This is a genomic window from Neorhizobium petrolearium (assembly GCF_029854435.1).
GTDB classification, from domain to species: Bacteria; Pseudomonadota; Alphaproteobacteria; order Rhizobiales; family Rhizobiaceae; genus Neorhizobium; species Neorhizobium petrolearium.
Genome location: NZ_CP123000.1, coordinates 2,839,287 through 2,861,565 on the forward strand (window position 1 = coordinate 2,839,287; position 22,279 = coordinate 2,861,565).

A 22,279-nucleotide genomic window follows, 5' to 3' on the forward strand; every position below is an offset into this window, starting at 1 on the left:
CCGATCGAGCAGGCTGTCCGAACTGCGGAGAGGGGGAAGAGTTCCTGGACAGCAATGATTTTAGGTTTCAGGACCGCTATCTTTAAGCCGGGGCAAAACCTCCTGCCCAAAGACATCGATGAATTCATGTTGATTTCGGCCGACATTGTGGACGTAGATTTCCTGAAATCCCATCGCGGCGTCCATTCTCAACCACTCGACATGCCGATGCGGATCAGCCGAGACGCGCACATGCTCATCCAGATCTTCCGGCCGTATTTTGGCACATGCCTGATCGAACTCTTCGGGCAGCCGGAGCGTCTCGGCGACCGCAGCGGTAACGGCGTTGCTGCGCCACTGGTCGAAGGCATTGGCTCGCGCTTCATCGTCGGAGGCGGCATAAGAGATATGCACCTGCAAGTAGAGCGGCTTGCCTTCGCCGCCGCCACGCCGAAATGCCTCGACGATATCGCGAAGGTTTTCCCGCGGCTGATTGATGGTGATCAGCGCATCCGCCCAGCTTCCCGCCCATTCCGCCGTCTCGGGCGACAATGCACCGGCAACGATGCGGGGCATTTCTTCGGCAAGAGTATGAATGCGCGCCTCGTCTACCCTGATCGGTCCTTCGCGGCTGACGAGTTCTCCCGACCACAGTTCACGGATGATCCCGATCGCCGCCTGCAGCCTTGCGTTCCGCTCCCGCTTCGACGGCCAGCGTTGTCCCGTCACGTGCTCGTTCATGGCCTGACCGCTGCCGACTGCCATCCATGGAAAACGCCTCGGAAACATCTCGGCGACCGTCGCCGCAGCCTGCGCCGTGATTGCGGGATGATAACGCCACCCGGACGGAACGGTGATGATGCCGAACGGAATGGATTGTGTTGCCTGCATTGCCGCCCCCAGCCACGCCCAGGCAAAGCCCGATTGGCCCTGTCTCTCGCTCCAGGGGGTCAGATGATCCGAAGACATCACCGCTCCAAAGCCCGCGGCTTCCGCGGTCCGGACGTAGCCGATCAGTTCGCTCGGCGGAAACTGTTCATGAGAGGCATGGTAGCCGATGAGCGTCATTGTCCATTGCCTTCGGAAATGAGCCAGCGATAGGCGTAAGGTTCGAGTTCCAGTCGTGAATTCTTCGCGACATCGAATTCCAGGTCGCCCATCAGATCACGAAAGTATCTGGGCTGCATGCCGCCAAAATTGATCTCGGCTTTGATCGGTCGGCTCGCCAGGTTGTGGACGAGCAACAGCAGGTCACCCGCGTCTTCGAACCCGTGGACAAGAACAGCTGGATCGTCCGCACTCAGCCTCACCGGCCGGCCCTTCGTGAAAATCGGCTGATTTCGGCGAAGGCTGATAAATCGCTTCATCCTGTTCAACAACGAACCGGCGTCGTTGTTCTGGTCTGCGACATTCACGTTCTTGTATGAGAACGGCCCTTCGGTGACGACCGGCTGACACAGCTTTCCGACATTCGCGGTTGAGAAGCCACCATTCCTCTCGCCTGACCACTGCATCGGCACCCGCACAGAGTTCCGTCCGGCTTGGGAAAGATCTTCACCGATACCGATCTCGTCTCCGTAAACGATGAGAGGCGGCCCCTTCAGCGAAAACACGATGCTGAATGCCAGCTCGATGCGGCGCTGATCACCATTCAGCATCGGCGCGACACGCCGCCGGACGCCGCGCCCGAATACCTGCATTTCCTTTTTCGGCGCGAAGGCGTCGAAAACCGCCTGCTTCAGATCGGGCGGCACGCGGGAAAAATCGAGCTCGTCCAGATTGCGGAGGAAATTGACCCAACCACAGTTCAAGGGAGGTTCCGGAAGAAGGCTCAGGCCCTGGTTGATTGCGGCGGCGTCCTGCTTGGCAAAGCCGGCGAACATATAGCAGGCCAGCATGAAGTTGAGCAGAAGCTGGATTTGGTCTCCTTCTCCGAAAAATGCGTCCGACGCCTCTGGCGGAAGGTTTACTTCTCCGAGCAGTACGCCGCCTGGCCGGCGGCTTTGCAGATAGCCACCGATTTGCCTGAGAATACCGTGCGGATCGCGGGGATTGGCATGTTCGAGCCCTTTGTCCGCGATGATGAGCGGAGCTGCATCCAACCGAAACCCACTGACCCCGAAGGCAATCCAATAGTCCACGATCCGGAGGATTTCCTCACGCACCTGGGGATTGGCGGCATTCAGCTCCGGTTGGAACTCGTAAAAATTATGGAAATAATAAGCTCGCGCGACCTCATCGTAAGTCCACAGACTGTCCACCTCACCGGGAAAGATCGATTTGGCGCCGGCAGCGACCGGTGGAGGATCAGCGCTCCAGACATAATAATCGCGATAACGCGCCTTGTCGTCACGCCGCGCGGCCTGAAACCAAGGATGTTGGTCGGAAGTGTGGTTAACGACCAGATCGATGATCACACGAATGCCGTGCTCTCCGGCTCCGTGCAGAAATGTCAAGAAATCGTCGAGCGTGCCGACTTTGGGATTGATGGAATAAAAATCGCTGACATCATACCCGTTGTCGCGGTCGGGACTGCGATAGAAGGGCAAAAGCCAAATACAGGTGACGCCCAATTCGGAAAGATAGGCCAGCTTTTCGGTGAGCCCGACGAAGTCACCGACACCGTCGCCATTTCCGTCTGCGAACTTCTCGACATCGATGCAGTAGATCACTGCTTCTTCGTACCAGGTGCTGCTCCGGTTCGGCACGCCTGCAATCTCCTGTCATTGCCCTGTTAAAAGGGCATAAACGGCTCCAAACGAGGCAAGTTCCCCCCTAGGGGCTTTCCTGATTGCAAATGGCCTGCAACGAACCCGCCGCCGCCGCATGGAACTCGATTTTCTTGCCGGTGCGACGGCGCTCAAGGAGATATTCGGCACCCGGAACCATGCCCGCCCCAAAGACGGCAAGATGGCTTATCTTGGATAGATTTGGTTATCGTCAGTTCCGGGCGAAGCGAGCCCGTCTCCGTGCGCAGGTCTCGGGGAGACACCCAAACGACGGAACCAGCACTCGTCCTTGACGTTCGGCTCAACGAGACGATTGCGAAAGGCCTCCGATGGATCCGTTCCACGATCACCCCATGAATCGAGCCAGCGAGCAGGAAGCCTTACCGGCCGGACGCAAGTGGTGGCATGTATCGACGGTCTACCAGATCTATCCGCGCAGTTTCTGCGACTCAAATGGTGACGGCATCGGCGACATTGCCGGTATCACCTCCAAGCTGGGCTACCTCAAATCGCTTGGCATTGACCTGATTTGGCTGTCCCCAATCTACAGGTCGCCCATGGATGACAACGGCTACGATATTTCTGATTACCAGGACATCGCCCCGGAATTCGGCACACTCGCCGATTTCGATCATCTGGTTGTCGAGGCGCGCAGGCGCGGCATCGGTATCATGCTCGATCTCGTCGTCAACCACACATCCGACGAACACCCTTGGTTTTTGGAATCCCGCAAGGGACCGGGCAATCCGTTTCGTGATTTCTATATCTGGCGCAGACCCGGGCCGGACGGCGGACCGCCCAACGATCTTATGTCTTCCTTCGGTGGGCCAGCATGGACGCTCGATCCATTGAGCGGCGAATATTATTTGCACCTGTTTTCGCGCCGCCAGCCGGACCTCAACTGGGAGAACCCTGCGGTCCGCCGGGAAATCTACAAAATGATGAACTGGTGGCTTGAGCGCGGCATTGCCGGCTTCCGCATGGATGTCATCGATTATATTGGCAAACAGGTCGACCAGGGGCTGGTGAAGGATGGGCCGCGCCTGCATGAATACCTGCAGGAGATGAACCGCAGGACGTTCGGACGCCACGACATCCTCACCGTCGGCGAATGCTGGAGCGCCACGCCGGGATCTGCGCTCCTTTATTCTGGCCGCGACCGCAGCGAGCTCTCGATGGTCTTCCAGTTCGAACACGTCACCCAGCAATGGGACGAGATCTACGGTAAGTGGCGCCCGAAAGCCTTCGACCTGGTGAAGCTGAAGTCTGTGCTCAGCAAATGGCAATATGCTCTGTCCGAGGACGGATGGAACTCGCTCTTCTGGGGCAATCACGACCTGCCGCGCGCGGTCTCGCAGTATGGGGATGCAGCCGGTTATCACTCGCAGTCGGCCAAGATGCTGGCGACCGTGCTGCACCTGATGAAGGGGACCCCGTTTATCTACCAGGGCGAAGAGATCGGCATGACCAACGTGCCATTCACCACAATCGATCAGTATCGCGACATCGAGACGCTCAACATGCACCGGCTGCATGTCGAGGCCGGGCTGTCGCCGGAGGATTTCATCAAAGGTGCCAACCAGAGCGCACGCGACAATGCTCGCACACCGATGCAATGGAACGCCGCTGCGCATGGAGGCTTCACGAAAGGAGTGCCTTGGATCGAAGTTAATCCCAATTATGCGACCGTCAACGCGGAAGCGGCGATGACCGACGAGCGGTCGATCTGGAACCATTACCGCAAGCTCATCGCACTCAGGAAGACGCATCCCGTCATCGTCTATGGGCTCTATCAGTCCTGGCTCGACCAGCATCCGGATGCATTCGTCTATTCCCGCGCGCTCGACAGGGACCGACTGGTGGTGATCGCCAATTTTGCACCTCACAAGGTTCAGCTGACGCTTCCACGCGAACTCGCAAATCCGGGAACATGCCTGATCTGGAACTATGAGCCGGTCGATACGCTTGGAGAAAATGTCGACCTTAAGCCCTATGAAGCATTCGCTATTTTATGCGAGATGAGGGAATAGGAAGTCACTTGCATGGCAGCTTTGACGATGGCCTGTGAGAGAAGCAGTATCACCGCGAAGATTCTTTCTCGTCGCCGTTTAGCCATCACAGGGTCCCCATCTCCCTGCCAATTGAAAATGAGGCTGCATGATTGAAAAGTCTGACAATGAGGCGATGAATGGCGACCGGCCGACACTTCTATTCAAGACGAACACGCGTGGGATGCCCTTAAAATCGGCTCTTGAATTCTGGCAGCAATCCGCTGGCTCGCTTTATGACGTCACCATATCCCAACCGGAAGCATTTCACACCACCCACTGCACATTCCGCTTTGGAGAATTGCTGCTGACCCATTGCATCAGCGTCGCCCAAAAGCTGAACCGTTCCAGCTATCGCGTTGCCGCGGATGGCTACGACCATTTCGAGATACAGTTTTTTCTCAAGGGTCATTGGAGCCGCCAAGACGGACGGCAGGAAGCACACGCCGCACCGGGAGACCTGATCATTCACGATACCGCGCAAGCCCACGCGGGATCTGCGAGCGATTTTTCCAATCTGACCCTCTTCGTTCCCCGGTCACTGCTCGCACCATTGTTGATGAGCCCCGACGAGCACAATATGAGGGTTCTGGCGGCTCATGAGCCAATTGTGGGACTTCTTCGCAATCACCTCGACGCTCTTTGGCAGGTCCTTCCGCTACTCGATGAAAAGCAAGCCGCAGCGCTAGCCCTACCGACCGCCGAACTTGTTGCCGCCACCCTCAACGGCGGTGCGAGAGAGGATACATCGCAAGGCGTAGCCGCAGTGCAGCTTGGTGAAATTCGACGCTACATCGATGCAAACGCACTTGATACGGATCTTTCGCCGGTCCGCATTGCCGCGGCTTTTGGCATTTCGTTACGCAAGCTCACCTACCTCTTTTCCGGCGATGGCGGCGTCGCCTCCTACCTTCAAAGGCGACGATTGACGCTGGCGCGTTCGGCTCTTCGCGATCCGGCTCAAGCTCACAAGTCGATAGCTGCGATCGGCCTCGAACACGGCTTCGTCTACGCCCATAACTTCACACGCGCCTTCCAGCGTCTTCATGGACTCACGCCACGCGAGATCCGGGCTGTCGCACAGAGGAACTGGATATCCGGCACAAACGAATCACAAAGCTGGTTCGCTCGCGCCGCCTTATGGGGAGGTAACGGATCCTGTGTGCTTGATGGGTGACGCCGCCTTGCGCGCTTTGAGTATGTTATCGGCTCTCGTTTGCGCGCTGGGATAGATTTACCCCACTGCGCTTGCAGCTTCTTATATTCGTTTCAGAATTTTGATTTTTTAGCCTCGCTCCGCCTAGCACTCGGCGCGTCCTCGCCTGCCCCCACGCAGAACGACGGCGTGCCAGCGCGATGGTTTTCAATGATTGGCGGGCCGGGGGAAAATCGAAGTGTGGCCGAAAGACTTACCCGAGGCATTGCCAGAGCGCCTTTCGTTGACCGGACGCCAGGTCGCGTCTTTCCAAACAGACCTGTCGGGCTCAATACTCCCGGTGGCCTTAGCCGATAATCGCACAACCTGCGCATGGCTTGTTGCCCGCCCCACGATGGCGCGTAGCCGTCGTCCCGCAAATTCGTCGTCCGGCATCAGGCGACGATCAGATCCACAACCTCTTCCAGCCAACCAGCTTCCCGGCAATCGGAGTACGACACCCATGAGAATATTTGTTCTTTCCACTTTCCTTGCGCTCGGTGCGTCAACGGTACAGGCTGCTGATGTCGTTGCCGAACATCCCGCACCCTCCGTCGCTTTTGAGGCGCCGGCTTACACCTGGTCGGGCGCCTATCTTGGTATCCAGGGCGGTGGCGGCTGGGCCAATGGGAAATTCTCCGGCCTCGGCATTTCCAGCTCCGAAGACGCCAATGGCGGTTTGTTTGGAGCCTTTGCAGGCTACAATTACCAGTTCGACAATGATCTCGTGGTCGGCATCGAGGGCGACGTCGAATACAACTGGAACGAACAAGAGATTTTCGGGGCGGATTTCGGCACCGATTGGGCAGGTTCGGTGCGTGGCCGCGTGGGATATGCGTTCGATCGCGCTCTCATCTACGCCACAGCGGGATGGGCCGCCACCCAAGGTTACGTCGACGTGCCGGGATTGGGCAAGGACGAAGAAACCTTCAACGGCTACACGGTCGGTGCGGGTCTGGATTACGCCTTCACCGGCAACATCTTCGGCCGCATCGAATATCGTTACAACGACTTTGGAAAAAAGGAACTGCAAGGGGTCAGCGTCGATGTTGACCAGCATGCGGTAAAGGTCGGCCTTGGCATCAAGTTTTGATGATCAAGCAAGCTTCGAGAAGAAGGACCGTGTCTGCGCGCACCTGGACGCTTCTGGCTTCCACGGCGCTCGTGAATTGTCTTGCCGGGTTGGTGGCCAACGCTCCCGCATCGGCTCAAAGCGTGACGACGTCCGGAGAGGTCAATCCCTCTCCAGCGACGTCACCCGTTTGGAACGTCGGTGGCGAGCTGCATGTCGGTGACGTCGGCGTCGGCTCCTTGGTTCTGGAAGGTGGCGGCGTTGTCAACAACACCTCGGCCTCTGTCGGCAATCAGGCAGGGTCCAGTGGCATGGCAACCGTCATCGGTCACGGATCGACCTGGACGAATAACGGGTATGTTTCCATCGGTTATTTCGGCTCCGGCACCTTGAACATCGAAGGCGGCGGTACGGTCAACACCACATACGGTTATATCGGCGCCAATTCGGGCTCCACCGGTACCACGATCGTGACCGGCAACGGCTCGACCTGGCACAATACCGGGTCGCTGACCATCGGCCAGTCTGGAAATGGTACGTTGTCGATCGAGGACGGCGGTGTTGTCGACAACACGATTGGTTATGTCGGCTTCAGCCCGCACTCTATAGGCAGGGTGACAGTGGTTGGAGCCGGATCAACCTGGTCGAACAGCCAAGACCTTTATGTCGGCCATTTCGGATATGGCACGCTGGATATCGAGGCCGGCGGCACCGTCAACAACAAATACGGATATATCGGCGCCAAATCCGGCTCCACTGGCATAGCGACCGTCACTGGCACAGGCTCCACCTGGACCATGGTCGATGATCTCGCTGTCGGCGATGGCGGCGCCGGCACGCTATCTGTCGAGGCCGCAGGCCAGGTTCGCAGCGGATTCGGTTATGTCGGCACCGGGTCCGGAGCGGAAGGCCGCGTTACCGTCACCGGCACCGGTTCGCAATGGACCGCCGCCCACAGTCTTTTTGTCGGCGATGCCGGTGGCAGCGGCTGGCTTTTGATCGCAGATGGCGGCTCAGTCGCCAATGGCTACGCGGTGATCGGCAGCGGCACCGGCACTGGAACCGATGGCACCGTCATCGTGACTGGAGCGCATTCCAAATGGGACAATCTGGGCGACCTCAATATTGGCAATTCCGGTACAGGTCGGCTCTCCGTTGAAGACGGCGGTTCGGTCGTTACCGGCTGGGGCAGTTTTGTCGGCTACGGGGTAGGAGCGGTCGGCACTGCTGCCGTTTCAGGGGCCGGTTCTTCATGGTCGAGTGCACTCAATCTTAGTGTCGGCGTATTCGGCAACGGCGAACTTGCCGTAACGAATGGCGGGAGGATCTCCAGCTACGGCGGGTTTATCGGCGACTTCGCTGGTTCAAGTGGCGCGATCACAATCAGTGGCATCGGCTCATCCTGGAACGATGCTGCCGATGTCACGATTGGCAATAACGGTGCGGGCACTTTATCTGTCGAGGACGGAGGGCAAGTTTTAAACGCCCTCGGCTTTATCGGGAAAGAAACCGGGGCGACGGGAACAGCCACGGTTACCGGCATTGGCTCGACCTGGACCAATAGCGCTGACCTCACTATCGGAGGTTCGGGCACAGGCAGCCTGACGATCGCACATGGTGGCGCGGTCATCAACAAAGACGCTTTTATCGCTCGTCACTCCGGTGGCGCGGGCGAGGTCGTGGTTCAGGGAAAGGAAACTACCTGGACCGGCGAACGCATTTTCGTGGGGCTGGTCGGCACCGGCAAACTGACGATAACGCAAGGTGGCACCGTTTCCAGCGCGCTCGGGATTTTGGGCTGGAACAGTGGAAGCAACGGGTCTGCCACGGTGACGGGTGCTGGCTCGACGTGGATCAACAGCACGGATCTCGCCATCGGCGATCTGGGCTATGGAACGCTGACGATTGAGCAGGACGGCAAGGTCTCCGCAGGGGGCGCAATCACACTTGGCGCTCAGGCAGGCTCAATCGGCACGTTGAACATTGGTGCAGCAGCGGGCAATGCCGCGGTCGCGGCCGGCACGCTAGACGTTGCATCACTTGCCTTCGGAGCAGGAACCGGCACGCTGGTATTCAATCATAGCGGCCTCGCCGATGGTTCGTCGGTAAAGTTCGCTGCGGATATTGGTGGACACGGAACGATCCTGCATGAGAGCGGCGACACCATCTTGGGTGGCAATGGGTCCCATTTTACGGGAGTGACGGAAGTCACGGGGGGCCGTTTGACGGTCGCCGATCGGTTCGGCGGTTCAGCCTCGGTTCGTGGCGGGCAACTGCTGGTGAACGGCAGTTTCGGCGGCGATGTGACAGCATCTGACATGGGAACGGTTACAGGAACCGGCACGATTGACGGTGATCTTTCGCTCTCTAACGGCGGCATTCTTTTGGGTGCACAGGGTACGATGCTGTCGATCGGCGGCGATCTCGATTTGGATGACGGTTCGATAATTGACGTCGCCCTCGGTGGCACTCTAACCTCGGCATTGTTCGACATTGGCGGCAACTTGACGCTCGACGGCACGCTTGCGGTCGCCGATCAGGGCGGGTTCGGGGCCGGTGTCTACCGGCTTTTCGACTATGCTGGAAGCTTGACCGACCATGGCCTTGGGATCGGCCCGACACCGGCAGGGATCGTGGCTGACGATCTGAGGATCCAGACGGCGGTTAGCGGTCAGGTCAACCTGATCTCGACCGCGGGGGCAGAGCTTGGCTTCTGGGATGGTGCCAATGCTGCATTGCACGATAACGGTGCGGTAGATGGCGGTTCCGGCGTCTGGTCGGCCGACGGGCGCAACTGGACCTCCGGCGATGGTGCGTTCAACGGATCGTTCAAACCCAATCCGACCTTCGCGATCTTTCAGGGACCTTCCGGAGCGGTGACTGTCGACAATTCAGCAGGAGCAGTCGGCGTCACGGGAATGCAGTTTGCAAGCGACGGGTATGGCATCGCAGGCGATACGGTCACGCTTTTGGGCATAAATGGCGAAAGCATCATCAGGGTTGGCGACGGTGGTGCAACGGACAGTGGAATGGCCGCTGGAATATCCGCGTCCCTTGGCGGAGTGTCGCGCCTGGTAAAGACCGGCGCCGGGTCCCTGGTCCTCAGCGGTAAGAACACCTACACGGGCGGCACCCGGATTGCCTCCGGGACCTTATGGCTGTCATCGGATGCCAATCTGGGCGCTACGTCGGGTGGATTGATCTTTGATGGAGGAACGCTGGCGACCGCGACAGGCTTTAACTCCAATCGTACGATCACCCTCGACGACATCGGCCGTTTCGACGTTTTCGGCGATCGCGAGCTTGCCTTGTCCGGTGCAATATCGGGAGCGGGAGGGATTGAGAAGTCTGGTACCGGCACATTGAAGCTGGCGGGAAATAACCTTTATGAGGGCAATACGCTGGTGCGCGCTGGAACCCTGACCGGTAGTGCAGACGCAATCCGCGGTTCGATCGGCAATGCCGGCGCCGTGGTATTCGAGCAGGACGCCGATGCCGCCTTTGCCGGCGACATCGCCGGTCTCGGCGGTGACCGGGGCGAGATGATCAAGCGTGGAGCTGGCACGCTTATACTGACTGGGGTGTCCCTGCTCGACTGGGATATCGAGGAAGGTGGTATGGTTTCGACGACAGACCGCTTCGCAGGCGACCTCGATCTGGCGCAGGGTACCGGCTTCACCTTCGACCAGATCTATGACGGCACCTATGACGGAGCGATTTCGGGATCGGGAACCGTTAGCTTCCTTGGCGGGGGCCGAATCGCGCTCACCGGTGACAACGCAGCCTTTACAGGCTTCAGCGAAGTGTCTGACACGACCCTGATCGTCAACGAGGCACTCGGCGGCTCGGCATTGATCGGAAACGGCGGGCGCCTTCAAGGCTCAGGTACGATCGGCTCGGGCGACGGCTCGACGGTGACACTTGCGCCCGGTTCCACCCTGGCGCCTGGTAACTCGATCGGAACGCTGACGGTGGATGGAGATCTGGTCCTTGATGTCGGCTCTCGTTACGAGGTGGAAGTTGCCCCCGGCGGCAAGGACACCGACTTGATCAAAGTGACCGGATCGGCCACGCTCAACGGCGGCACCGTCGTCCATATCGGCATGACAGGTGCTTATGATCCGGCCGCCACCTACACGATCATCACCGCCGACGAAGGGGTAAGCGGCGCCTTTGATGCGGTCACGTCCGCGTTTGCCTTCCTCGACCCGAAGCTCGGCTATAGCACAAATAATGTGACGCTGATGCTGAGCCGGAACGATATCGATTTTGCACAGGCTGCCGTGACACGCAACCAGATCGCTGCAGCGCAAGGGGCAGACAGCCTCACCTTCGGCAATGATCTTTACGACGCGATCGTCCAGCTCGATGAGACGACCGCACGCGCAGCCTTCGACCAGATCTCGGGTGAGATCCACGCCTCGGTCACGACAGGCTTGATTGAGGATTCGCGCCATATCCGCAGCGCCGCCAACGACCGCCTGCGGGCGGCCTTTCAGGGAGTGGCTGCCTCCACGGATCCAGTCATTGCCTATGGCGCCGATGGACTTGCCCCCGTCCCTGCCTCCGCCGATGCCGGCATCGCCGTCTGGGGAAGCGGTTTCGGCTCATGGGGATCGACCGACGAGAACGGCAATGCCGCTCATCTCGATCGCTCCGTCGGCGGCTTCGTCGGCGGAGCTGACGCCATGTTGACCGATGCTTGGCGGGTCGGTTTTCTGGCCGGCTACAGCCAGTCGTCCTCCAGCACGAATGATCGCGCCTCGTCTTCCTCGGGCGATAACTATCATGTCGGGTTTTATGCCGGCTCGCGATCGGGCGATTTTGCCTTCCGCTCCGGCCTCGCCTATACTTGGAACGACATCGAGACCGACCGGTCTGTTGGCTTTACCGGATTTGCCGACAGCCTTGGGGCCAACTACAACGCCGCCACCTTCCAGGCCTTCGGGGAATTCGCCTATGGCATGGAAACGAAGGTCGCCCGCTTGGAGCCATTCGTCAATCTTGCCCATGTTCGCGTCGGCTCAGATGGCTATCGGGAAACCGGCGGTGCGGCCGCCCTCACCTCCTCCAGCCTAACAACCGATACGACCTTTACCACGCTCGGGCTTCGTGCCGAAAACAAGGTTGCGATCGGACGAATGCAGATCGGCATCACCGGCATGCTGGGCTGGCGGCGTGCGTTTGGCGACACCACGCCGACCGTCACCCATGCCTTCGCCGGTTCGGATGCCTTCACCGTGGCAGGCAATCCGATCGCAAGGGACGCAGCCGTGGTGGAGGCTGGTATCGATGTCGACGTCGCACCCGGCGCCAACCTCACTATCGCCTATCAGGGACAAATCGCAAATGGCGCTCGAGACCATGGTTTTACCGCCAAACTCGGCGTTAAATTCTGAGCAAGACATCCACTCGATGACAGAACGGAAAAACGATCGAATGTGGGAAATAAGGACAAGCGCGGGTCGGCAGCCACCGTCAAATTGTTGCATTCGCTCTAGAAATTACTCACTCAGCTTGGAAGTCGGCGTTGCCTCGGGTGGTGGATTCTTTATCTTATCAGGAAGACTCATATCTATTTTGACGTGATTTTGATTTGAGCGGGCGCCGCGCTCCGCTCTGGGGGATCGAATGCATAAATCTAGATGGCAGCGCCATGTGGCCCTGCTCTTGGCAACAGTGGCGGTTCCTTCCGTTGCGTTCTCCCAGGACGTCATTCCTTCCGGCGGTAGCTTCATTCGAGGATCCGGCTCTGTAGAGGGTACAGCCTCGGGGTTGCTCATCAATCAGACAAGCGCGACCGGCATTATCGAATGGGGTAGCTTCTCGATCGGATCCGGTGCGGCGGTGCATTTCGATAACGGCTCGGGTGCGACGCTCAATAGGGTCATAGGCAATCTCGGCTCACGCATCGACGGGTCGCTGACCGCAACCGGGTCACTTTATCTTGTCAATGGAGCCGGCATCGTTGTCGGAGAAAGTGGCATGATCTCGACTGGCGGCAGTTTCTTTGCCTCCACTCACGATGTCGCCAATGAAGATTTCCTGGATCGAGGCCCGATGACCTTTGCGGGCCGGTCGACGGCCTCTGTCGTTAATCTTGGCACGATCAGCTCGAAGGCGGGCGACGTCGCGCTGATCGCGCGCGCGGTGGAAAACAAGGGTAGCATAAGCGCTGAGAACGGCACGGTAGGCTTGGTGGCCGGTTACGAGATCTTGGCGAAGGATAAGGCCGACGAGAACGGCCTCTTCGCGGTCGTAGTCGGTGGATCGGATACGCAAGCGACGAATTCCGGCGCGATTGCCGCCGCCAATTCGGAATTGCGCGCCAATGGCGGCAATGTCTATGCGCTTGCCGGCAATACCGGCGGTGTCGTCAAGGCGACCGGCGTGACGAGCGAGGGTGGGCGCATCTTCCTGACGGCGGGGGAAGGCGGCAAGGTCCAGGTGACCGGCAAGCTCAAGGCGACCCGCCCGCAAACGGCGATCGCCAGCCTGCCGACGCGCGTTCCGGTTCCGCAGGCGCGGCCGGACAGCGGCGGCGACATCCGCATTTCCGGCGGCAGCGTCACGATCAACGGCACGGTTGAGGCAACCGGCACGACAGGCTCCGGCGGCACCGTCGTCGTCACCGGCGACAAGATTAAGCTGGGCTCCGCTGCAGCGGTGGATGCCTCCGGCGCAACCGGCGGCACCGTATTGATCGGAGGCGATTACCAGGGCGGCAAGGACGCTGCGACGAAATACCTGGCCGAGACGGTCGCAACGGCCGACACGGTGGCGATCGCCAAGGGCGCTGCCATCCGGGCGGACGGCACGCAGGGCGCGGGCGGCAATGTCGTTGTGTGGTCGGATAACAAGACGACATTTGCCGGCACCATCAGCGCCACCGGCGCAGGCAGCGCCTCGGGTGGCGACGCGGAAGTATCGGGCAAGGCCGTGCTGGTCTATGACGGTGCGGCGGATCTCAGGAGCGAGAGCGGCGCCTTCGGCAACCTGCTCCTCGATCCCTACGACCTGACGATTTCAAGCGCCGCGAGCAGCGGGATGTCGGGCTTCGACGCCAGCGCCGCCGACAGCGTCCTCAATGTGACGACGCTGACGAACGCACTCGCGCTGGCCAATGTCACCGTCACGACGGGGAGCAGCGGGTCGCAGGCGGGCAACATCACGGTCGCCACACCGATTACCTGGAGCGCCAACACCATTCTGACGCTGAGCGCCGCCGGCAGCGTGCTGATCAATAAGGATATCACGGCGACCGGTGCCAATGCTGGCCTGGTTCTCACTTACGGAACCGGCTACAGCCTGAACAACGGTGCTCGCGTCACCCTGTCGGGATCGGCGGCGAGCCTCTCCATCGGGGGAAACGCCTATACGCTGATCCACGATGTGGCCGGCCTGCAGGCCATGGTCGACGGCACGAACTACGCTCTGGGCAATGACATTGATGCGTCCGCGACCGCCAGTTGGAACGCCGGCGCCGGCTTCATCCCGATCGCCTCCTTTGCCAATACACTGAGCGGTCTCGGGCACACGGTGGACGGATTGACCATCAACCGTCCTGGGCAAACAATCACCGGACTGATCGGCGCCTTGTGGGGGACCGTCAGGGACCTGACCCTGTCGAACGCATCGGTCTCCGGCAGCGGAAGGGTCGGCGCCGTTGTCGGCAACGTGCTCGCGGGCTCGCTCATAAATGTGCATGCGACGGGCAGCGTGACGGGCGCGGCGGGCCAGATCGGCGGGCTGGTCGGCTGGCTTGACCAGGGGTCTATCTCCGGGTCCTCGTCGGCCGTGACCGTCAGTGGCGGGGACGAAGTCGGCGGACTGGTCGGCCGTCTGCGTGCCGGCTCGATTTCCGATTCCTACGCCACGGGTTCAGTCACCGCAACCGGCGACTATGCCGGCGGCCTTGCAGGCGGTATCTATCAGGGCGGCACTGTCACCAATGTCTATGCCAGCGGCAGGGTGACGGGCCCGTCCAATACAGGCGGATTGATCGGCGGGGAAACGCTGGCGGGCCCGGTCACGGTATCGAACGCCTATTGGGACGTGAATTCCACCGGGCAGAGCACGAGCTTCGCCGGCACGGGCATCTCCAACGCCTCGGCCTATACGCAGGCGACCTATGCCGGCTTCGATTTCACCAATACCTGGGTGATGATCGCGGGCCAGACGCGGCCGATACTGCGCAACGAATATTCAACCGTGATCGCGACCCCGGCTGCGCTGCAACTCATGTCGCTTGACCTTTCGGCAAGCTACACGCTGGGTGCCGATATAGACCTGACGGACGCATTCACTGCAGTCGGCGGTTACTACAGCGGCCTGTGGCATGCTTCCGGCTTCGTGCCCATCGGCGACAACAGTTTTCTCTTTACCGGCAGTTTCGACGGCCAGAGCCACACCATCAGCGGCCTGACGATCAACCGCGCCGGCACCAATTATGTCGGCCTGTTCGGCTATACGAACGGCGCCACGATCGGCAACGTGACGCTCTCCGGCGGCAGCATCATCGGCAATGACGACGTCGGCGCGCTTATCGGCTACATGGTCGGCGGCTCGGTATCGGCGGCATCGGCGAGTGCGACCATTTCGGGAGTAAGCACCGGAGAGGCCAATTCCGGCGGCCTCATCGGAGCGGTCAATGGCGGCGCTGTGAGCGGTTCCTCGGCAAGCGGCAACGTCACGGGTGCCGGCTATCAGGTCGGTGGCCTTGTCGGCTACCTCCTCAACGGCGGCACGATCACGCGATCCTACGCCACGGGCAATGTCACCGGCACGAGCACCAGCGCGGGCAACGGTTATATCGGCGGTTTGGTCGGTGCCAACGGCTATAGCCTCGACGGCGGCACCATCAGTCAGTCCTACGCCACCGGCACGGTCACGGGCAGTTCCGGTCCCATCGGTGGCTTCGTCGGGCATAACGAGGGGACGATCACGGATTCCTATGCGACCGGCCGCGTGGTCGGTCTGGGATCGGCTTCCAACATCGGCGGGTTCGTCGGGGTGAATTATGTCAACGGCACCATCACCAATGCCTATTCGACCGGCTACGTGACCGGCGGCGCGCAGGTTGGCGGCTTCGCCGGCTACAACAACAACAGCGCCTCGGCAATCACCAACGCCTACTGGAACACCCAGACCAGCGGACAGTCGGTCGGCATCTCTGGCGGCCCCGGCAGTGCTACGGCCCGCACCACTGCCCAGCTCCAGGGCAGCCTGCCTGCCGGCTTCTCCTCGTCCATATGGGGAACTGGCGCGAACCTATATCCGTATTTCAAGTGGCAATACGCAGCGACGCCGGTCGCCGTTTCGGGCACCGCCTATAGCGATGCCGGCACGACGGCGCTGGCGGGTGCGAATGTGACCGCCGTATCCGCCGGCAGCGGCATGGGCAGCGCCGTCACTGGCGCCAACGGCTATTACTACATCATGCTCGCCCCCGGTTCCTCGCTCGCTTCGACCGGCGTCCTGACCTATCTCGACAATGGATCGACCAAGGGGAGCGCCTTCTCCGATATCGCCGGCGCCAACGGCGCGCAGAACGTCGCAATCTATGGCATGGCGGCGCACCTGATTACGGGCCAGACCGCGCTGACGGCAACTCAGGCCAACTATCTCGCCACGTTCGGCAGCTATGCCGACACCGATCTCGGCTTTCTCTCCCCGTCCTCCTTCGCGTCGCTCACCACGACGGGCGGCTACGGCGTCTATCTCGACGCCTCCGGCAACTACTCGCTCGACACCGATCTCGGTTCCGCAGGCCTGTTGTCGATCGACAGCGGCGGCAGCTTCGGCGTCAGCGGCACGGTCGAACTGTCGGCGGGGGGAGACCTCGACATCGCGGACGCCATCTCCTGGTCGGATGCCTCCAGCCTGAGGCTCACCACGGTCGCCAGCAGCGACATCACGCTGGGCGGAGCCGTCAGCGCCGCCAACGGCACGCTCGTCATCTCCGCAGCCGGCACCGCCACCACGTCGAGCGCCATCGATGTGGGCCTCTTCTCCCTCACCGCCGGCACCTGGAGACAGGTCGCCGGCACACTCGCCTCCTTCAACGCCACCGACTTCCGCCTCGGCACCGGCACCACCTTCCTGCGCGCCACGGGCGGCGACGGCACCTCGGCGACGCCTTACCAGATCGTCGACGTCTTCGGCCTGCAGGGCCTCGCCTCGGCGAGCCTGCTTACAGAGGATTTCGTTCTCGTCGCGGATATCGACGCCTCCGGCTCTTCCAGCTGGAATTCGGGCGGGGGCTTTGCCTCCATCGGCGATGCCACCACATCCTTCACCGGAAGTCTCGACGGCGACGGGCACACCATCAGCGGCCTCGTCGTCAACAGACCGACCACCGATGCGGGCCTGTTCGGGGTCATTGGCAGCGGTGGCGCTGTTAGCGATCTGGCGGTCGCAGGTTCGGTGCGAGGTCTCAATGCCGGCCTCGTCGCAGGCGTAAGTGCCGGCGTGATCAGCAACGTTGCGACGTCGGGCAGCGTGGGCAATACGGGCTCTATTGCCGCGGGTTCCCTTGGCGGCATCGCCGGCATCAACGACGGCACCATCACCAACGTTGCATCCTCGGCCACGGTGGGCAGTGCCGACGACAGCACCGCCGGCGGGGTTGCCGGCACCAACAGCGGCACGATAAGCGCCTCCTACGCCACCGGGTCGGTGAGCGTGGGCGACGATGGCCGCGCGGGAGGTCTCGTAGGCTATAATTCCACCGGCAATATCAGCAATGCTTTCGCCACCGGGGCGGTCACGGCCGGTGCCGGCGTCGCCGGAACCGCTGGCGGCCTCGTGGGCGTCAATTCTGCGGCGATCATCAATACCTATGCCACAGGGAATATCTCCGGCGGCTCCACGTCCGGCGGCCTCGTCGGCGTCAATAGCGGAACCGTGGCGAACAGCTATTCCGCCGGTACGGTGCCATCTTCGGCAGCCCCCTATGGCGGGTTGATCGGCAACAATGCCGGCACTGTCACCGCGAGCTTCTGGAATACCGCCACCTCCGGCACCCACCTCGGGGTCGGGGTCGGATCCGCCAGCGGGATAACGGGACTGGCAATGGTCCAGATGTCAAGTCTTTCGACGTTCACAGGTGCCGGTTGGGACATCGACGACGCGGGCGGCACAGGCGCGGCCTGGCGCATTTATGACGGTTTTACCATGCCGCTCCTGCGCAGCTTCATGTCGAACCTCACCGTAACCGGCGGCAACAGTTCCAAGACCTATGACGGTTCGGCAAGCTCCTCGAGCGTCGGTACGGTCGTCTATAATCCTTCTGGCTACGACACGTCGCTTGTATTCGGCACCGCGTCGTACACGGCTTCCAGCGCCAATGCCGGCACCTATTCCGGCGCCGGCCTGACGCTCTCTGGACTTTATTCGAGCCAATTCGGTTATGATATGACCTTCACGCCCGGCACGCTCGTGATCGGAAGGGCGGCGCTGACGGTGACGGCAAACAATGCAAACAAGACCTATGACGGCGTTGCCTATTTGGGTGGCAACGGTGTGACCTACAGCGGTTTCGTGGGCGGCGATACAGCGGCGAGCCTCGGAGGCACACTTGCCTATGGTGGCACGTCGCAGGCAGCGACGAATGTCGGCAGTTATTCGATCACCGCCTCGGGCCTGACGTCTGGCAATTACGCCATCACCTACCTCCCCGGCACGCTGACGGTCTCGCCAGCTGCGCTGACGGTGACGGCGAACGCGCAGACGATGGCCTACGGCAATAGCGTTCCTGTGTTGACCTATTCGATCACGGCCGGCAGCCTTTTCGGTGGCGACACGCTGACCGGCGCGCTCACGACGGCCGCTTCGTCTACGTCCAATGTCGGCACCTACGGCATTGCGCAGGGCACGCTTGCGGCATCGTCCAACTACGATCTGACCTTCGTCGGAGGCGACCTGACGATCGCCAGGCGGTCGATTACTGTCACGGCCGACGACCTGACGCGCGTCTACGGCGAGGCAAACCCGCCTTTCACCTACACGATCGGCGGCATGGGGCTCGTCGGTAGCGACACGCTCTCCGGCGAATTGGCCACTTTGGCAACGTCTACGTCCAATGTCGGCACCTACGGCATTGCGCAAGGCACGCTTGCGGCATCGTCCAACTACGATCTGACCTTCGTCGGTGGCGACCTGACGATCGGCAGACGATCGATTACCGTCACGGCTGACGACCTGTCGCGCGTCTACGGCGAGGCAAACCCGCCTTTCACCTACACGATCGGCGGCATGGGGCTCGTCGGTACTGACACGCTCTCCGGTACGCTGGCCACTTTGGCAACGTCTTCGTCCGATGTAGGCATCTACGGCATCACGCAAGGCACGCTTTCAGCGGATGGAAACTATTCGCTGAGCTTCTTTGAGGGAACGTTGACGATTACAGCAGCGTCGGCACCACCTATGCCCCCTCTCCCGCCGAGACCAGCCTTCGAACCATCGCAGCCCCTTGGACTTGGCGGCCAACCTTCCTCCGGGATCAACGCCCCCTCTATGTGCCCCGCGGGAATGGTGATGGGCGGCGCTTGCGTATCACTTCCCCATCCGGCGAACCTGCCGATCGGCCCGTTCCTTACCGTCGGAGCGCTCCGGTGATCATTCACAAACCTGTTATCACCGGCATTCGTTGGTCTTCTTTCATCGGCCGGTCGTCATCGTTTGCGGCAGTTGCGCTGTTCGCCACAACAGGCAATCTAGCTGCCCAGTCGCCGGTGGTGGAACGTAACCTACCTCCAGCGGTCAGTGCCGCGGCCCCCACGGTCTCACTTCCGGACGAAGCGGTGATTGCAGCCGACGAACAGCCTTTAGGTCCTGATCTCGTCGGCATCCGCCTGATCGGGCCCGAAGAACAGCCAGACATCGGCCGTACACGCGGTATCGTGATCGGCGGCATCGGCGAGGGAAAAAATCTTGAACCGGAGTTAGTGCGTGTCCTTCGACCTTTCATAGGGCGGCCGCTGTCCATGTCGCTGATAGCCGATGCCCAATCCACCATCGCCGGCGTCTACCGGCATGCCGGCTATCCGTTCGTATCGGTAACGATCCCGCCTCAGGAGATTACCGCCGGTGTCGTCAATCTTCGGGTGATGGAGTTCAAATTCGGCTCGGTGACCGCAAGGAGTGCGGGGGGCACAGCCGCGAGCGGTCTTGCCGCTCAGGTAAGGGTCCCTGAAGCCGGGCGGATTTCCTCAGCCAGTGTTAACGAGGATCTGGCCTGGCTCAACCGATCTCCGTTCCGGCGCGTACAGGGCCTGTTTTCGCCAGGTTCGGCGACCGGAAATTCTGATCTGGTTCTGGATGTCACTTCTGGCAAGCCTTGGCAGGTCTATGCGGGTTACTCCAACACGGGGACCAAAGCCACAGGACATGACCGTTTCTTTCTCGGCGCGGGGCTTGCAATACCCGGCATCGATGGAGCGTTCGGCACGTATCAACTGACCGGATCATCAGATCTCTTCGAGGATCTCAGCGGCCTTTTTCCGGACCATAGCGATGACCGGGCACGCTATCTGAGCCATTCGGCTCGCTTCGTCCTTCCACTCGACGGGCGCCAGGCGATCGATTTCAGCCCATCCTATATCGCCACGCGTCAAACGGAAGAAGGCTTCACTTTCGACAGCACGATTATCGAACTTCCGCTTTATTATCGCAGTGCGCTTTCCAACATCCTGCCGGGTATTTATGGCGGTGAAGTCTATGCCGGCGTCGAATACAAGCATCTGTCCCGCGATACCTTCTTCGCCGGGCTAGACCTCGGAGGTGCACAGGCAGAGGTGTTCCAATTAGGCTTTGGCTGGACGCACAGGTTTGCGGACGATCTCGGATCGACCGAAATCGATCTCCATATCAAGGCCAACCCCGGCGGTCTCTTCGGAGACAATACCGCCCGCGCATGGAACGTCTATTCGAATGGAACCGTCGCCGATACAAGCTACGCCTATTTGGCCGGCAGCGTTATCCGGGACACCGAGTTGGCAGCGGGCTTTCGATTTTCCAACAACGTCGTCTTTCAGTTGGCGGGCCAGTCTTTGCCTGATACCGAAAGGCTGTCGATCGGAGGATTGGACGGCGTGCGCGGATACGGCCTCAACGATGCGGTAGCCGACACCGGCATCATTCTTCGCAACGAATTGCGGCTCCCCACACTTTCGCCGCTTGGCAGCGACCGGCTTTCGCCCTTCGCCTTCATCGATCTTGGATTCGGATGGGACAGGATCTCCGACGAGAAGCTGTCGCTTGCCGGAACCGGTTTTGGTGTCGACTATAGTCTGGCCCAGAACCTCAATTTCAACGCCACAGCGGCATTCGCACTCGTTGACGAAGGCAGCCTCAGCGCCGGTGATTTCGACTTCAAACTCAGGCTGACGGCACGTTATTGATGCAGGCGGCTGTGAACCCAAAAAACGCAAGGAATAAGCAAAACACATGATCATCCACAACCCGTTCAAACGCGCCCTCACCGCAGCGTTGTTGTTGGGCTCGTCCCTGTTCCCAGCTCTTCAAGATCAAGCTCTTGCCCAGACGGCGCAGGCCACCCTGCCGGGCGGCGCCAACTCACTGCAGGAGACCTATCAGGACTGGAGGGTCGCCTGCGGCGTCGCTCAAAGCGGCAAAGTTTGTTCCATGTCGCAGTTTCAGCAACAACAAAACGGCCAGCGAATTCTCGCAATCGAACTGCAGCCGAGCAAGGATGGAAGCGTCACAGGCGTTCTGGCGATGCCGTTCGGATTACAGCTTGACGCCGGCGCGAACCTGAAGATTGATAGCAATCCTCCGCTTCCCAACCTAAGGTTCTCCACTTGCGTCCCCGCCGGATGCCTTCTACCGGTCAACTTCTCAGCAGCGAACGTCGCGACCCTCAAGACTGCCGCGACACTGAACATCACAGCGATTTCGCTCGAGGCTTCGCAGCCGGTCAATCTTTCCGTCTCGCTCAAAGGCTTTGCAGCAGCCCTTGAACGTCTCAACCAGCTTCTGAAGGGATGATGGGAAGGCTATGCGAAATATCACTAAATCCCAATCGCCAGTCCGACATGCGTAGTACCGCTACACGCGGCTACGAATGCGGAATAACGACGCGTATTCCGGAAATAGGTCGCCGCTGGGACCGCGACTCGATGCCGGCCCCCTGAGCGTCGATCTGTAAATGTACAAACTCTATAACTGAACTCATTGAAAAAGTTCACAATCCCGGTCGGCATGCAGGATCGTGATCGTTTGCCTGCCTTCCTGC

9 protein-coding genes are annotated in these 22,279 nt (G+C 60.5%); 7 read left to right on the forward strand and 2 right to left on the reverse strand.

The genetic code is table 11. The annotated features are described in order from the left end of the window. Positions 1-60: 60 nt before the first annotated feature. Both QEO92_RS14160 and QEO92_RS14165 read right to left on the reverse strand, forming a co-directional pair. A complete protein-coding gene (locus tag QEO92_RS14160) occupies positions 61-1,047 on the reverse strand; it encodes a TIGR03885 family FMN-dependent LLM class oxidoreductase (RefSeq protein ID WP_037146511.1) in 987 nt (328 codons plus the stop codon). Continuing rightward, positions 1,044-2,687 (reverse strand): alpha-amylase family protein, encoded by a 1,644-nt coding sequence (locus tag QEO92_RS14165; RefSeq protein ID WP_227703479.1) that lies wholly within the window; start codon positions 2,685-2,687, stop codon positions 1,044-1,046. Before QEO92_RS14165 ends, QEO92_RS14160 begins: the two co-directional genes overlap by 4 nt. 374 nt (positions 2,688-3,061) lie before the next feature. On the opposite strand from QEO92_RS14165, the gene QEO92_RS14170 reads away from it, so the two are divergent. The 7 genes from QEO92_RS14170 to QEO92_RS14200 all read left to right on the forward strand — a co-directional run bounded on the left by QEO92_RS14170 (position 3,062) and on the right by QEO92_RS14200 (position 22,032). After that, on the forward strand, positions 3,062-4,738 hold the full coding sequence (locus QEO92_RS14170) for an alpha-glucosidase (protein ID WP_052182671.1): 1,677 nt from the start codon (positions 3,062-3,064) through the stop codon (positions 4,736-4,738). Between the two features lie 127 nt (positions 4,739-4,865). Continuing rightward, a complete protein-coding gene (locus QEO92_RS14175) occupies positions 4,866-5,933 on the forward strand; it encodes a helix-turn-helix domain-containing protein (protein ID WP_227703480.1) in 1,068 nt (355 codons plus the stop codon). A gap of 481 nt (positions 5,934-6,414) precedes the next feature. Beyond that, on the forward strand, positions 6,415-7,044 hold the full coding sequence (locus QEO92_RS14180) for an outer membrane protein (protein ID WP_037146518.1): 630 nt from the start codon (positions 6,415-6,417) through the stop codon (positions 7,042-7,044). A gap of 29 nt (positions 7,045-7,073) precedes the next feature. Beyond that, complete coding sequence (locus QEO92_RS14185; RefSeq protein WP_227703481.1) at positions 7,074-12,422, forward strand: autotransporter domain-containing protein; 5,349 nt, start codon at positions 7,074-7,076, stop codon at positions 12,420-12,422. Positions 12,423-12,654: 232 nt separating this feature from the next. After that, on the forward strand, positions 12,655-19,641 hold the full coding sequence (locus QEO92_RS14190; protein ID WP_227703482.1) for an MBG domain-containing protein: 6,987 nt from the start codon (positions 12,655-12,657) through the stop codon (positions 19,639-19,641). Further along, a complete protein-coding gene (locus QEO92_RS14195; protein WP_227703483.1) occupies positions 19,638-21,425 on the forward strand; it encodes a ShlB/FhaC/HecB family hemolysin secretion/activation protein in 1,788 nt (595 codons plus the stop codon). The genes QEO92_RS14190 and QEO92_RS14195 overlap by 4 nt, the downstream gene beginning before the upstream one ends. Positions 21,426-21,471: 46 nt before the next feature. Continuing rightward, entirely contained in the window at positions 21,472-22,032 is a 561-nt protein-coding gene (locus QEO92_RS14200) for an invasion associated locus B family protein (protein ID WP_227703484.1), read from the forward strand. Positions 22,033-22,279: the final 247 nt, after the last annotated feature.

Coding starts and splice junctions, on each gene's coding strand:
- QEO92_RS14160 (WP_037146511.1), bottom strand. CDS start 1,047: ATGACGCTCATCGGCTACCATGCCTCTCATGAACAGTTTCCGCCGAGC.
- QEO92_RS14170 (WP_052182671.1), top strand. CDS start 3,062: ATGAATCGAGCCAGCGAGCAGGAAGCCTTACCGGCCGGACGCAAGTGG.
- QEO92_RS14175 (WP_227703480.1), top strand. CDS start 4,866: ATGATTGAAAAGTCTGACAATGAGGCGATGAATGGCGACCGGCCGACA.
- QEO92_RS14180 (WP_037146518.1), top strand. CDS start 6,415: ATGAGAATATTTGTTCTTTCCACTTTCCTTGCGCTCGGTGCGTCAACG.
- QEO92_RS14190 (WP_227703482.1), top strand. CDS start 12,655: ATGCATAAATCTAGATGGCAGCGCCATGTGGCCCTGCTCTTGGCAACA.
- QEO92_RS14200 (WP_227703484.1), top strand. CDS start 21,472: ATGATCATCCACAACCCGTTCAAACGCGCCCTCACCGCAGCGTTGTTG.